Source organism: Terrabacter terrae (assembly GCF_039529575.1).
Lineage (GTDB): Bacteria > Actinomycetota > Actinomycetes > Actinomycetales > Dermatophilaceae > Terrabacter > Terrabacter terrae.
Window position 1 is genome coordinate 731,856 of record NZ_BAAANB010000021.1, and the last position, 13,973, is coordinate 745,828.

11 protein-coding genes and 1 tRNA gene are annotated in these 13,973 nt (G+C 72.5%); 10 read left to right on the forward strand and 2 right to left on the reverse strand.

Features of this window, described 5'->3' with window-relative positions:
* Positions 1-20 precede the first annotated feature (20 nt).
* A tRNA-Arg gene (locus tag ABD194_RS13515) sits at positions 21-92 on the reverse strand.
* 164 nt (positions 93-256) lie between these two features.
* On the opposite strand from ABD194_RS13515, the gene ABD194_RS13520 reads away from it, so the two are divergent.
* The 10 genes from ABD194_RS13520 (at position 257) to ABD194_RS13565 (ending at position 13,668) form a co-directional block, all read left to right on the forward strand.
* Positions 257-1,051: a DALR anticodon-binding domain-containing protein gene (locus ABD194_RS13520; protein ID WP_343992170.1), complete on the forward strand. Its 795-nt coding sequence runs from the start codon at positions 257-259 to the stop codon at positions 1,049-1,051.
* A 2-nt stretch (positions 1,052-1,053) separates the two neighbouring features.
* Positions 1,054-2,472: a diaminopimelate decarboxylase gene (gene lysA / locus ABD194_RS13525; RefSeq protein ID WP_343992172.1), complete on the forward strand. Its 1,419-nt coding sequence runs from the start codon at positions 1,054-1,056 to the stop codon at positions 2,470-2,472.
* 84 nt (positions 2,473-2,556) lie between these two features.
* On the forward strand, positions 2,557-3,873 hold the full coding sequence (locus ABD194_RS13530; protein ID WP_343992174.1) for a homoserine dehydrogenase: 1,317 nt from the start codon (positions 2,557-2,559) through the stop codon (positions 3,871-3,873).
* Positions 3,873-4,967: a threonine synthase gene (thrC, locus tag ABD194_RS13535; RefSeq protein WP_343994149.1), complete on the forward strand. Its 1,095-nt coding sequence runs from the start codon at positions 3,873-3,875 to the stop codon at positions 4,965-4,967. The genes ABD194_RS13530 and thrC overlap by 1 nt, the downstream gene beginning before the upstream one ends.
* Before the next feature lie 4 nt (positions 4,968-4,971).
* The gene (locus tag ABD194_RS13540) at positions 4,972-5,961 is read left to right on the forward strand and encodes a homoserine kinase (RefSeq protein ID WP_343992176.1); all 990 of its coding nucleotides are present in this window, start codon (positions 4,972-4,974) and stop codon (positions 5,959-5,961) included.
* A 356-nt stretch (positions 5,962-6,317) separates the two neighbouring features.
* The gene (gene rho / locus ABD194_RS13545) at positions 6,318-8,516 is read left to right on the forward strand and encodes a transcription termination factor Rho (RefSeq protein WP_425580014.1); all 2,199 of its coding nucleotides are present in this window, start codon (positions 6,318-6,320) and stop codon (positions 8,514-8,516) included.
* Between the two features lie 143 nt (positions 8,517-8,659).
* On the forward strand, positions 8,660-9,061 hold the full coding sequence (locus ABD194_RS13550) for a response regulator transcription factor (RefSeq protein ID WP_343992180.1): 402 nt from the start codon (positions 8,660-8,662) through the stop codon (positions 9,059-9,061).
* 10 nt (positions 9,062-9,071) lie between these two features.
* Entirely contained in the window at positions 9,072-10,133 is a 1,062-nt protein-coding gene (locus tag ABD194_RS13555) for a HEAT repeat domain-containing protein (RefSeq protein ID WP_343992182.1), read from the forward strand.
* Positions 10,130-11,578, forward strand: a complete 1,449-nt coding sequence (locus tag ABD194_RS13560; RefSeq protein ID WP_343992184.1) for a glycosyltransferase family 2 protein — start codon at positions 10,130-10,132, stop codon at positions 11,576-11,578. The genes ABD194_RS13555 and ABD194_RS13560 overlap by 4 nt, the downstream gene beginning before the upstream one ends.
* Entirely contained in the window at positions 11,575-13,668 is a 2,094-nt protein-coding gene (locus ABD194_RS13565; RefSeq protein ID WP_343992187.1) for a sensor histidine kinase, read from the forward strand. Before ABD194_RS13560 ends, ABD194_RS13565 begins: the two co-directional genes overlap by 4 nt.
* An 11-nt stretch (positions 13,669-13,679) precedes the next feature.
* Here ABD194_RS13565 and ABD194_RS13570 read toward each other — a convergent pair.
* The coding region (locus ABD194_RS13570; RefSeq protein ID WP_343992190.1) for a hypothetical protein at positions 13,680-13,973 on the reverse strand (294 nt) is incomplete at its 5' end.

Consider the following 13,973-nt stretch of genomic DNA (forward strand, 5'->3'; position numbering starts at 1 on the left):
GTCGACCCCTGGTCCGTCGGTGCCCCCGGCAGGATTCGAACCTGCGCTCCCGCCTCCGGAGGGCGGTGCTCTATCCCCTGAGCTACGGGGGCGGCACGCACTTTCGTGCGCTCGGTGAGATTAGCAGCAGTGCGCGACGAACGCTCAATCAGCCTGCCGTCATGCGGATCGGTGGAGATCGGTGGAGACTTTCGGGCACCGGGTCGTCGGAGGATCTCCACGAACCGGTCGCAAGGCCGGCTCGTAGACTCGCCGCATGACCCCGGAGCAGCTGCGCGCCCTCCTCGAGCAGGTGGTGGCGCAGGCAGCCGCAGCCGGTGAGCTGCCCGGTGCGGCGCAGGCGGGCCCGCCTCGCGGACCGATCTTCCGCCCCACCGACCCACGGGTGGCCGGTGTCGTCGCGGACTGGGTCACTCCGGTCGCCCAGCGGTGGTCTCCCCAGCTCGGCCTGGAGCCCCGGGACCTCGCCCGGGTGCTCGCACAGGGCCTCACCCTCCAGAAGCCGGTCGCGGCGGTCGAGGTCGCGCCCAACGGCCTCATCGCCCTGACCCTGGAGGACGAGGCGCGCTCCGACATCGTCCCCCTCGTGCTGGAGGAGCAGGACCACTACGCGTTCCCGCCGGGTGAGAGGTACCGCGAGCTCGTCGAGGCCCCCGGCAGTCGCGGCCCCGAGGACCCGCTCCGCGGCGCACAGCTGGCCCACGCGCGCCTGTGCCGGATCGTGCGCAACGCCGAGGCGGTCGGTGTCGAGCGCCGCGCCTCCGCCCGTCTCGCCGAGCTCGGCCACGTCACCGAGCGCCAGCTCCTCGTCGCCGTCGCAGACCTCCCGCAGCGGCTCGAGACCCACGCCGGCGATCCCGTCCAGCAGCAGCGGGGGGTCAGCGACCTCGGCGCGCTCGCGGACGCCTGGGACCACCCCGTCCGGCCGGAGCTGGTCGGCTCCCGGCCGCAGCCCGTGCACGGTGCGCGCCTCCTGCTCGCCGACGCCGTTCGCCTCGTCTTGCGCAATGGACTGTCGCGTCTGGGCGCTGCGGCGCCGGAGAGGATGTAGCCATGCGCGCACACGAAGCCGGGGCCCTGCACGCCGAGGGCTACCGCGGCCCAGCGTGGCTCCAGACGCCCGTGGACGTCAACGCCCTCGTCCCCTCCCTCTGGGCCTCCTCGGTGGAGCGGGAGCCCGATGGCGTCCTCAGCGTCGGAGGGGTGAGCGTCACGGAGCTCGCCCGCGAGTTCGGCACACCGGCATACGTGCTCGACGAGGACGACTTCCGCTCCCGCGCCAGGGCGTTCAGGCAGACGTATGCCGAGGTGTTCGGCGGTCTCTCGGGCGGCGCCGACGTGTACTACGCCGGCAAGGCCTTCCTCTGCACCGAGGTCGCCCGGTGGGTTCGCGACGAAGGGCTGCACCTCGACGTGTGCACCGGTGGCGAGCTCGCGGTCGCCAAGCGGGCAGCCGTGCCGGGGGAGCGGATCGGCTTCCACGGCAACAACAAGTCCGTCGCCGAGATCCGCGACGCGCTCGACTACGGAGTGGGCCGGATCGTCGTCGACTCGCTCGAGGAGATCGACCGGGTTGCCGCCGTCGCTGCCGAGCTCGGGGTCGTCGCGCCCGTCCTCGTCCGGGTGACCGTGGGGGTCGAGGCGCACACGCACGAGTTCATCGCGACGGCGCACGAGGACCAGAAGTTCGGCCTCTCGCTCTCCGGCGGGCACGCCTTCGAGGCGGCGCGGCGCATCCTCGACCAGCCCGACACGCTGCGCCTGCTCGGGCTGCACAGCCACATCGGCTCCCAGATCTTCGACACCGCCGGCTTCGAGGTGTCGGCGCGGCGCATCATCGGGCTGCACACGCGGATCGCCCGCGAGCTCGGCGTCGAGCTGCCCGAGCTCGACCTCGGCGGCGGATTCGGCATCGCCTACACGACCGAGCACGATCCGTTGCCCCCGAGGACCCTCGCGGCGGGCATGGCCGAGATCATCGAGCGGGAGTGCCGCGCCGACCAGGTCGCCGTGCCGCGGATCTCCATCGAGCCGGGGCGCGCCATCGCGGGTCCGACGACCTTCACGCTCTACGAGGTCGGCACCGTCAAGCCGGTCGACCTCGACGGCGGAGCCCAGCGCGTCTACGTCTCGGTGGACGGCGGCATGAGCGACAACGTGCGCACCGCGCTCTACGACGCCAACTACTCCTGCACGCTCGCGAACCGGGCCTCGGAGGCGGCGCCAGCGCTGGCCCGCGTCGTGGGCCGGCACTGCGAGAGCGGGGACATCGTCGTCAAGGACGAGTTCCTCCCGGCCGACATCGGGCCGGGCGACCTGCTGGCCGTCCCGGGCACCGGTGCCTACTGCCGCTCGCTGTCGAGCCAGTACAACCACACGCCCCGGCCTCCCGTCGTCGCCGTCCGTGACGGCGTCGCGAGGGTCATCGTGCGGCGCGAGACCATCGACGACCTGCTCGCCCTCGACGTCTGATGCGCGCTGCAGATCCTGCTGCGCCGATGTCCGGATCGCGAAACAACGGCGTCCAGCACTCGGACAGACGGCAGGATTCGCAGCGTGGACAGCGCCGTGAGTGAAGCCAAGCCGTTGCGCGTCGCCCTGCTCGGTGCCGGTGTCGTGGGTGGGGCCGTGGCCCGCCTGCTGACCGAGCACGCGGACGACATGGCTGCCCGGGTGGGTGCGCCGCTCGAGATCGTCGGCATCGCCGTGCGGCGCCGTGGTCGGGACCGTGCCGCCCTCGGAGTCGACCCGTCCCTGTTCACGACGGACGCCGAGGAGCTCGTGACACGCGCGGACGTCGTGGTCGAGGTCATCGGCGGCATCGAGCCGGCCCGCTCGCTGATCCTGCGTGCCATGGAGCACGGCGCCTCCGTCGTCACCGCCAACAAGGCGCTGCTCGCGGAGGATGGCCCCGCCCTCTACGCGGCGGCCGCGCAGCACGGCGTCGACCTCTACTTCGAGGCCGCCGTCGCCGGTGCCATCCCGCTGCTGCGCCCGCTGCGCGAGTCGCTCGCCGGGGACGAGGTGCGGCGGGTGCTCGGTATCGTCAACGGGACCACCAACTACGTCCTCGACAAGATGGACACGACCGGCGCCGGGTTCGACGACGCCGTCGAGCAGGCCCAGGCCCTCGGCTACGCGGAGGCCGACCCCACGGCCGACGTGGAGGGCTTCGACGCTGCGGCCAAGGCGGCGATCCTCGCCTCGCTGGCGTTCCACACGCGGGTCTCGGGGGCCGACGTCTACCGCGAGGGCATCACCGACGTCTCCGCCGCCGACGTCTCCGCCGCCCGCGAGATGGACTGCGTCGTCAAGCTGCTCGCCATCTGCGAACGCGGTGACAAGGGCGTCAGTGTCCGCGTGCACCCGGCGATGATCCCGCGCACCCACCCGCTGGCGGGCGTGCGCGAGGCCTTCAATGCCGTCTTCGTGGAGGCGGACGCCGCCGGCGAGCTGATGTTCTACGGCAAGGGCGCCGGGGGCGACCCCACCGCCTCCGCCGTGCTGGGCGACCTGGTCGCGGTGGCCCGCCACCGCGTCGGCGGCGGTCTGGGACCCGGGGAGTCGAGCTACGCCGACCTGCCGGTCCTCCCGATGGGCGACGCCCCGACGAGGTACCACATCAGTCTCGACGTGGAGGACCGCTCGGGCGTGCTGGCCCAGGTGGCCGCCGTCTTCGCCGACCACGACGTGTCCATCGAGACGGTGCGCCAGCAACTGGTCCCGGCCGGCGACGGCCGGTCCGCTCGTGCCAACCTCATCATCGTCACGCACACCGCGAGCGACGCCGCCCTGTCGTCCACCGTCGAGCGCCTGCGCACGCTCGACGTCGTGCGGGGCGTCAACTCCGTCATGCGCGTGGAAAGTTCGTGATGGCCCACCAGTGGCGCGGAGTGATCCGCGAGTACGCCGACCGCCTGCCGATGCTCGAGGGCGCGCCCGTCGTCACCCTGCACGAGGGCGGCACGCCGCTCATCCACGCCGAGAAGCTGTCCGCGCGCGTCGGCGCCGAGGTGCACCTCAAGTACGAAGGGCTCAACCCCACCGGGTCCTTCAAGGACCGCGGCATGACGACGGCCATCAGCGTGGCCGCGCGCAAGGGCGCGAAGGCGGTCATCTGCGCGAGCACGGGCAACACGAGCGCGTCCGCGGCGGCCTACGCCACGAAGGCCGGCATGACGTGCGGGGTGCTGGTGCCCGACGGCAAGATCGCCATGGGCAAGCTCAGCCAGGCGATCGCCCACGGGGCCACCCTCCTGCAGGTCGAGGGCAACTTCGACGACTGCCTCACGCTCGCGCGCAAGCTCGCGGAGGCGTACCCCGTCGAGCTCGTCAACTCTGTCAACCCGGCGCGCATCGAGGGGCAGAAGACGGCCAGCTTCGAGGTCGTCGACGCGCTCGGCGACGCGCCGGAGATCCACTGCCTCCCCGTGGGCAACGCCGGCAACATCACGGCGTACTGGCGCGGCTACCGTGAGTACCTCGCCAACCCGGTCACCGACGCCGTGGCCGGGCCCGCCACCCACCTCCCGCAGATGTGGGGGTTCCAGGCGGCCGGCGCGGCCCCGATCGTGCTCGGTCACCCGGTCGACCACCCCGAGACCATCGCCACCGCGATCCGCATCGGCAACCCCGCCTCGTGGGAGCAGGCCGTGGCCGCTCGCGACGAGTCCGGCGGGCGCATCGAGGCCGTCACCGACGAGCAGATCCTCGAGGCCCACCGCTATCTCTCGTCGCAGGAGGGCGTGTTCGTCGAGCCGGGGTCCGCAGCGTCGGTGGCGGGCCTGCTCGCGAGCCACGAGGCCGGCCTCGTGCCGCCGGGGGCCCGGATCGTCTGCACCGTCACCGGTCACGGACTGAAGGACCCCCAGTGGGCCCTGCGCACCGCTGACGGGGGCGAGGTCGTCCCCACCCGGGTGTCGGTCGACGCCTTCTCGGCAGCCTCGGCGCTCGGGCTCGAGGGCTGACCGCGTGAACCGGGTGCCCCCGGGCCGGTCCGTCGAGGTCCGGGTGCCGGCGAGCAGCGCCAACCTGGGACCGGGGTTCGACTCCATCGGCCTGGCCCTCGGGCTGTGGGACCGCTACGTCGTGACGACCTCGGCCGCCGAGGGGCTGTCCATCGCGGTCACCGGTGAGGGGGCGGGCGACGTCCCCACCGACGAGCGTCACCTCGTCCACGCGACCATGCGGCACACCTGGGGCGTCCTGGGTGTCGAGCCGCCGGTCGGGCTGCGCATCGACGCCGCCAACGGGGTGCCGCACAGCCGCGGCCTGGGCTCCTCCGCCACGGCGATCGTCGCGGGCGTCGTTGCCGCGCAGGCTCTTTCGCTCGGTGTCGGCGCCGGGGGCGACGAGCAGGCGTATGCCGTCTGGCCGGCCCCCGGGCAGCCCGTGCCCTTCGACGAAGGGCTGGCGGTGCACCTGTCGAGCCGGTTGGAGGGTCACCCCGACAACGCGTCGGCGAGCGTCGTCGGTGCACTGACGGTCAGCTGGATGCCGGACGGAACCGGGCTCGACCGCGGCGACCGGACCGTGACGGCCCGCATCGAGCTGCACCCGGGCGTGGACGTGGTGCTCTTCGTCCCTGACGCGCAGCTCGCCACCCGCACGGCCCGTGCCGTCCTGCCCGCGACCGTGCCCCTCGCGGCTGCCGCTGCTGACGCGGGCCGCGCCGCCCTGCTCGTCCACGCGCTGACGTCGGATCCCTGCCACCTGCACGCCGCCACCCGCGACTGGCTGCACCAGGAGCCCCGGCGCTCCTCCTACCCCGGCACGATGGAGCTGGTCGACCTCCTGCGCTCCCAGGGACACGCCGCCGTCGTCTCGGGGGCGGGCCCGAGCGTGCTGGTCCTGGCGACGCGCGATTCCGCACCTGCCGTGCAGGCCGGACGGCTCGCCGGAGAGTGGGAGCGGCTGACCCCCGGGGTGCCCACGACCGGCGCCACCGTACGGGCCCGCTGATCCGAGCCGCTGGTCGGAGCCGCTGAAGCAACCCGCCGACCCGAGCGCTGAGCCGGGGCTCGGCGCGGCGGCCCCGGACGCCTGTCACGACTTGCGGGCGTCGTTCGGCACGACCGACAGCACCCGGGTGTTATTCTGGCGAAGCACCCACGCCGCTCCATCGCAGGCATGGTGCGCCACCCCCACACTGAGGCGACTTCACCTGCCTCTGGGCGCGTTCTGCGCCGAAGTGGACTCTCAGACGGCCAGGTCACCTGGTCCAGGTCCGGCCCGCTGGAATCTCCCGGGTCGCAAACGAGGGGGAAGGATCCTTCGTGTCAGAAACAACCACCCGTCCGCTCTCTGGTCTCTCGGCCATGAAGCTGGACGAGCTCAAGGGCGTCGCGTCGTCGATGGGGATCACCGGGACGGCCAAGATGCGCAAGAGCGACCTCGTCGAGGCGATCAAGGCCCGTCAGTCGGGTGGCTCGTCCGCCCCCGCGACTGCCCCGGCGACCTCCGCGACGACGTCCGCCACTGCCTCCGGGGCGGCACCGGCGTCGGCGCCGGCCGGCTCCGCCCCCGCCGACACGGCGACGAGCACAGCCGCCCCGGACGCTACGCCCGCCCGGGCGCGCGCGTCGCGCCGGGTCAGCCGTCCCGCGGGCTCCGCCGCGGTGGCCGAGTCGCCAGCTGGAGCTGCTGCGGCGCCGACCGCCGCCGACCCGTCGAGCGAGTCGGCCTCGGAGGGCACGGCCGACGGCTCCGGCGCAGCCCCGTCGCGTGAGCGCGCCACCCGGTCCGACCGCCGGGATCGCAGCGAGCGCGGTGACCGTGGCGAGGGCAACGACTACAACGACCGCGGTAACCGCAGCGACCGGGCCGAGCGAGCCGAACGAGCCGTGCGCGAGAGCCTCGAGCCGCGTGAGGACCGCCAGCAGAACGACCGGCAGCAGGACCGCGGCGACCGCCAGCAGAACGACCGCGGCGACCGCCAGCAGGGCGACCGGCAGCAGGACCGCGGCGACCGCCAGCAGGACCGCGGCGACCGTCAGCAGGGCGACCGGCAGCAGGGCGACCGCCAGCAGGACCGCGGCGACCGTCAGCAGGGCGACCGGCAGCAGGACCGCGGCGACCGCCAGCAGGGCGGGCGAGCGGACCGGCAGGGCGACCGCGACGACCGTTCCTCGCGTCAGGACCGTCACCAGAGCGACCCCAACGACCGCCAGCGGGGCGACCGCCAGCAGGACGAGGCGCACGACCACAACCGCGGCCAGCAGTCGGGCTACGACGACGACGACCGCGGTGGCAGCCGTAGAAGTCGCAACCGCCAGCGCAGCCGCGACCGCAAGCGCGGCCGCGGCCGCGAGGGTGGCCAGGACTGGGCCGACACGGACCTGCAGGTCGGCGACGACGACGTGCTCGTGCCCGTGGGCGGCATCCTGGACGTCCTCGACAACTACGCGTTCGTGCGCACCTCCGGCTACCTGGCCGGCTCGAGCGACGTCTACGTGCCGCTGGGCATGGTCAAGAAGCACGGGCTGCGCAAGGGCGACGCGGTGACCGGCGCCGTCAAGGCCCTGCGTGAGGGCGAGCAGCCCTCCGGCAGCGTCGGGCGGCAGAAGTTCAACGCGCTGGTCCGCCTCGACACGGTCAACGGCCAGACGCCCGAGGAGGCGGCCAAGCGGGTCGAGTTCGGCAAGCTGACGCCGCTCTACCCGCAGCAGCGCCTGCGGCTCGAGACCGAGCCGCACGTCCTCACGACGCGGATCATCGACCTCGTGGCTCCGATCGGCAAGGGCCAGCGCGGCCTCATCGTCGCCCCGGCGAAGGCCGGCAAGACGATGATCATGCAGACGCTCGCCAACGCCATCACCACGAACAACCCCGAGTGCCACCTCATGGTCGTCCTGGTCGACGAGCGTCCGGAGGAGGTCACCGACATGCAGCGCGCCGTCAAGGGCGAGGTCATCTCCTCGACCTTCGACCGGCCGGCCGAGGACCACACGACGGTCGCCGAGCTCGCCATCGAGCGGGCCAAGCGTCTCGTCGAGCTCGGCCACGACGTCGTCGTGCTGCTCGACTCCATCACCAAACTCGGGCGCGCCTACAACCTCGCCGCGCCGGCGAGCGGCCGCATCCTCTCCGGTGGTGTCGACTCCGCTGCGCTCTACCCGCCGAAGAAGTTCTTCGGCGCGGCGCGCAACATCGAGAACGGCGGCTCCCTCACCATCCTCGCGACGGCGCTCGTCGAGACCGGCTCGAAGATGGACGAGGTGATCTTCGAGGAGTTCAAGGGCACCGGCAACATGGAGCTGCGCCTCAACCGGGAGCTGGCCAACCGGCGCATCTTCCCGGCGGTCGACATCAACGCCTCCGGCACGCGCCGCGAGGAGATCCTCCTGGCCAGCGAGGAGCTGAAGATCATGTGGAAGCTGCGCCGGGTGCTTGCCGCACTCGACCCGCAGCAGGCCATCGAACTGCTCATCGACCGGCTCAAGAAGACGCGGACGAACTACGAGTTCCTCACGCAGGTGCAGCAGACCAGCGGCTCCAGGCTCGGCGACGAGTCCTGACGCCGGTCAACGGATTCGGACCGGAAGCTCGAACGGGAAGGGGGACGGCGCCGCTGGCGTCGTCCCCCTTTCCGTGTCTGCGGCACCAAACACCCCAATTGCCATAAAATGGCTGTTCCCACCACCCTTCACCCTGGAGAGTCATGTCTGCGCTTGCCGGCGACCACGCTGCCAGTCCCGTTCGTGTCCTCGTGGCCGACGACGACGCAGACATCCGAGACCTCGTCGAGTTCAAGCTGACCCAGGCGGGGTATGCCGTCGAGGCCGTCGCCGACGGCATCGGCGCCTGGGAGGCCTTCGCCGCCAACCCCCCGCAGCTGGCCGTCCTCGACGTGATGATGCCCGGCCTGTCCGGCATCGACGTGCTGCGGAAGATCCGTGAGAGCGAGTTCGCCTCCGTGCCGGTGCTGCTGCTCAGCGCGAAGTCGCGTGACTCCGACGTCGACACCGGCTTCGAGGTGGGCGCTGACGACTACGTCATCAAGCCGTTCAGTCCTCGGGAGCTGCTGCACCGCGTCAACAGCATGCTTGCCCGGGCCCGCTGAGCGGCCGGCCGTGGTGGTCATCGGGGGAGCGCTGGTCGTCGGCGCGACCGTCGCGGTCCTGGGCGCCTGCGTCCTGCTCGTCGTGCTCGTCGTGGCCGTGCGCGCACGTCGTCAGCGGCGCCAGCGTCGTGACGAGATGCTGTTGTCACCGCTGCGCCCACCACTCATCACCGTCGCTGCGGGCGAGGACGACGACGGCACGGCCGTGCACACGTTGAGGCGGGCTGCGGGCGACTCTCGCACGGTGCTCGACCGCAACATCGTCGGGCTGCTGACCAAGATTCGCGGCGTCCCCGCCGAGCAGCTCGTGGGGGTGCTGGAGAAGCACGGCGCGGTCCACGCGGCGGCCAGGGAGCTGACGAGCCGATCCACGGTGCGAAGGGCCAGGGCAGCGCAGGTGCTGGGCCTTGCTCGCGCCGCCGACACGGTGCCCCTGCTGGTGCGAGCGCTGGACGACGAAGCGGTCGAGGTGCGCAACAGTGCGGCCTACGCCCTGGGCCTGATCGGTGACGCCGCCGCTGCCGGGCCGGTTCTCTCGGCGATCGGCCACCCGGAGCGTGGGCTTCCGGCGGCGACCGCAGCGGAGACCCTGCAGTCCATGGGCGTCGGCATCTCAGAAATGCTTCGGGCCGGACTGCACGACGATCACCCGCGCACGCGGATGGTCGCGGCACACCTCAGCGGCGAGCGCAGCTTCACCCGCTGCCTGCCGGACCTGCGCCACCTACTCGACCACGACGCCGACGTCACGGTGCGTGAGACCTGCGCCGCGGCCATCGGTCGCCTCGGCCGCGTCGAGGACGTGGAGGTGCTGGCCAGGCACACGGGGCAGGACGAGCCGCTCTCACTCCGCCGCGCGTGCGCCACCGCGCTGGGCGAGCTCGGCGACCCGGCGGCGGTGCCCGCCCTTGCCGGCCTGCTCCTCGACCCGGATCCCCGCCTGGCCGAGCTGGCCGCCACCGCCCTGCTCAACCTCGGACCCCGTGGCCGCGAGGCCCTCGTCGCCCACGAGGACGGCCCGGCCGTCCGCTCCGCCCGCCTCATGGCGAGCCTGCAGAGGGCGTCGGCATGAGCTGGGAGGGCTTCGTCTCGGGGCTGCGTTCGGCCGTCGTGTGGGTCATGGACGCCGCGAGCGTGCCGGTCCTCGTCTACTTCGTCCTCATCAACACCTCGCTGCTGGTTCTCGTCGTGCTCGCCTACCTCGAGTTCCGGGCGCAGGAGCGCCGTCGCGCCACCGCGCTCTCGTGGCAGGGAGCGGGGCTCGCTCCCGGGGTCTCCCTCCTCGTGCCGGCCTACAACGAGGAAGCGGGCATCGTCACGGCGGTCAAGTCGTTCCTGACGCTGCGCTACCCGAGGCACGAGGTGGTCGTGATCGACGACGGCAGCACCGACCAGACCTTCGCGCGGCTCGAGGAGGCGTTCGACCTCGTCCCCCTGCCGCGGGAGCTGCCGCGGGAGATCCCGGTCCGGGCTCGCGTCCTGGGCGTCTTCGTGCCCCGCGACGGCCGCACCCGCCTGCTCGTAGTGCGCAAGGAGAACTCGGGCAAGACCGAGGCGCTCAACCTCGGCGTGAACGCGGCGAACGAGCCGCTCGTGGCCATGCTCGACGGTGACTCCATCCTCGAGCCCGATGGGCTCCTCCACGTCACACGTCCCTTCGCCGACGACCCGACGCGAATGGTGGCCACCGGGGGAGCAATCCGTCCGGTCAACGGCAGCCGCGTCGTCTCGGGTCGCATCGTGCGCGTCGAGATGCCCCAGACCTGGCTCCCGCGCATCCAGCTCGTCGAGTACCTCCGGGCGTTCCTGCTCGGTCGCACCGGGTGGTCCAGGCTGGGCGGCCTCATCCTCATCAGCGGCGCGTTCGGCCTCTTCCGGCGCGATGTCGTCGTCGAGGTGGGGGGTCTCGAGCCGGGGACCATCGGCGAGGACTTCGAGCTGGTCATGCGCATCCACAAGCGCCTGCGCGACGAGGGGCGCGACTACCGCATCGAGTTCGTCCCCGAGCCCGTCTCGTGGACGGAGGTGCCGGTCACCGCCAAGGTGCTGCGCAACCAGCGGCGTCGCTGGCACCGAGGCCTGTGGGAGACGCTCTGGGCCTACCGCTCGATGCTCTTCAGACCGAGGTACGGCCGCATCGGCTGGCTGGCCCTGCCCTACTACTGGCTCTTCGAGCTCGCCGCGCCGCTGCTCGAGCTCTTCGGCATCCTGATCGTCCCGCTCGCGCTGCTGCTCGGAGTCGTCAACGTGTCTTTCGCCGTCCTCTTCCTCGTGCTCGCCTACGGGTATGCCGTGCTCGTCACGCTCTCGGCGATGGTGGTCGACGAGTGGGCCTTCCACAAGCACGACCGCTGGCGCGCGATCTCCCAGACGATCGTCGCATCGGTCCTCGAGAACATCGGCTACCGGCAGGCCACCGTGTGGTGGCGTCTCGAGGGTTGGTGGGCCAGCCTGCGGGGCAGGCGGCACGTGTGGGGCGTCATGACCCGCACGGGCTTCGACGAGGACCCGGCATGACGCCCGGGCTGCCGTCCCTGTCGAGGCGCTCGGTCGGGAGCCAGATCCGCCTGCTCATCGGCATCCTGCTCGTCCTCGTCCCCGTGGGCGCCATCGTCTCCGTGGCCACGATCCACGCCCAGGGCTCCTCGGTGCGCGCCCTGACGCTCGCGCTCGGCCCCGCGCGCGAGGCGAACAGCGCGGTCCTGCTCGACATGACCCGCTCCGAGGCCGCCTGGAGCCAGGCAGCCTCGGGCGCCCGTCCCGAGATCGACCCGCTGGGCCTCCAGTCGTCCGTCGAGGCGCAGCTCGATGCCCTCACCCGGGGCGTCGACAGCCCCGAGCTGCCCGCCGGCGAACGGGCGCGCTACCAGGAGCTGGTCACGCAGCAGCGTGCGGTGGTGGACCGGTGGTTCATGGCGGCACGGCAGTCGCTGCAGGGCCTGTCACCGGGCACGCCGGTGACGGCGCCGGCTCGCGCGAGCGCGGCGACGGCATACGCCGCCTTCCGCACGGTCAACTCGGCGCTCGGCTCGGCCATCCAGGCCCAGCGCGACGTCGCCCGGGTCGAGTCCCGGGAGGCCACGGCCGTGACCTCGGGCGTCATCGCCGCCGTCGCCGTCGCCGTGGTGCTCGTGCTCGTCGCGGCGGGTTTCGGGATGCACCGGGCCGTCGGGCGCCCCCTGGCCCGGCTGCGCGAGGTCGTGCGCCTGCAGGTCGAGGAGGACGTCATCGCCATGGCCAACCAGGAGGAGGGCGCCCTGGAGGTGCGGATGCTGGCCCGCGACTTCAACGACCTCACCCGCGCCAACGCCCGGCTCGTCGACCAGCAGGCTGCCGTGCTCGAGATGCAGGAGCTGGTCCTCGACGTCGGCCGCGGCGTGCGTTCGGCCGGCGACGTCCCGGAGGCGCTCCGGTTGGTCACCACCAAGCTGGGGGCGGGTCTCGGGGCCGACCGGGTGCTGCTCTACACACTCGCCGACGACGGCGAGACCATCGAGGACCGCCTCCAGTGGCACACCGACGACCTGCCCGACCTCCCGCCGCTGCCGCGGTCGCTCGCGCAGCAGGTGGGCGTGGTCAACGACGAGCTGCGGCGCGACCTCGGCTTCTTCCACATGCCCGACCTGCTGGCCTGCGACGTCTACGACGACGAGCGCGTGCGCGCCTTCCACCGGGCCACCGGCACGCGGTCCCTGCTCATGCTCCCGGTGGGGACCGGTGGGCGCGGCCTCGGCATCCTGTCGGTGATGATGGTCGGCGCCCCGCGTCGCTGGCACCGGCACGAGATCCAGGCGGCGCTGCAGTGCTCGGCGATCGCGGCCCAGGCCATCGTGGCGCTGCGGCTCTCGCAGATGCAGGACGAGCAGGTGCGCCGGCTCACCGAGCTGGACCGGCAGAAGACGGACTTCATGGCCACGGTGAGCCACGAGCTGCGCACCCCGCTGACCTCCATCAGCGGCTACCTCGAGCTGCTCGTCGACGGTGACTTCGGTGAGGTCACGGACGGCCAGCACGTCGCCCTCGACATCATCGGCCGCAACGCCACCCGCCTCCGCGGCCTCATCGAGGACCTCCTCGTCCTCAACAAGATCGAGAACAGCGGCCTGCAGGCGGTCTCGGAGGAGGTCGCCGTGAGCGACCTGCTGCACGCCGTGACCGAGACCATGGGCCCGGTCGCCGCGAACAGCGGGGTGCAGCTCGTCTGCACGGACGTGCCCGACGACCTCCGGGTGCGGGTGGACCGCGGCCAGCTCGAGCGCGCCCTGATCAACCTCGGCTCCAACGCCGTGAAGTTCACCCCCGAGGGCGGGCGCGTGCTGCTGTCGGCCGAGCGGTCGGGTGACTCGACCATCATCTCCGTGCATGACACGGGCATCGGCATCCCCGCCGGCGACCTGGCCCGCCTGTCCGAGCGCTTCTTCCGTGCCGGCAACGCGACCGCCGCCGCGATCCCCGGGACCGGCCTGGGCCTCGCCATCGTGCGTGCCATCGTCGAGGGTCACGGCGGCGAGCTCGTCATCGCCTCGGTCGAGGGGGAGGGCACCACCATGCAGGTCGTCCTCCCGGTCGCCCGACGCGCCCCCGTCGGCGTGCTCACCGGCGCCTGACGGCTGCTGCGTCAGAAGCAGCCGCCCTGCGGGGTGCGTTCCAGTCGCTGGGTGACGGTCCAGCCCGACGCCGGGTCGTGCACCGTGGCGGAGATCTCGTCGGGGATGTGCTGGGGGAGGGTGGCCGTTGGTGACCCGAGCAGGCGACCGGTCCGGGCGTCGAGGCGCCATTCCGAGTAGTCGATCCCCTCACCGCCCGTCACCGCCGTCGCATCCGTGGTGCGGAACCCGGTGACGACCGAGACGGCCGACCCGTCGAGCTCGACGTGCTGGGAGGTCGGGACGTCGAGCCGTGGCGCCAGGGT

Coding starts and splice junctions, on each gene's coding strand:
- thrC (WP_343994149.1), top strand. CDS start 3,873: ATGGCCCACCAGTGGCGCGGAGTGATCCGCGAGTACGCCGACCGCCTG.
- ABD194_RS13565 (WP_343992187.1), top strand. CDS start 11,575: ATGACGCCCGGGCTGCCGTCCCTGTCGAGGCGCTCGGTCGGGAGCCAG.
- rho (WP_425580014.1), top strand. CDS start 6,318: ATGAAGCTGGACGAGCTCAAGGGCGTCGCGTCGTCGATGGGGATCACC.
- ABD194_RS13520 (WP_343992170.1), top strand. CDS start 257: ATGACCCCGGAGCAGCTGCGCGCCCTCCTCGAGCAGGTGGTGGCGCAG.
- ABD194_RS13560 (WP_343992184.1), top strand. CDS start 10,130: ATGAGCTGGGAGGGCTTCGTCTCGGGGCTGCGTTCGGCCGTCGTGTGG.
- lysA (WP_343992172.1), top strand. CDS start 1,054: ATGCGCGCACACGAAGCCGGGGCCCTGCACGCCGAGGGCTACCGCGGC.
- ABD194_RS13550 (WP_343992180.1), top strand. CDS start 8,660: ATGTCTGCGCTTGCCGGCGACCACGCTGCCAGTCCCGTTCGTGTCCTC.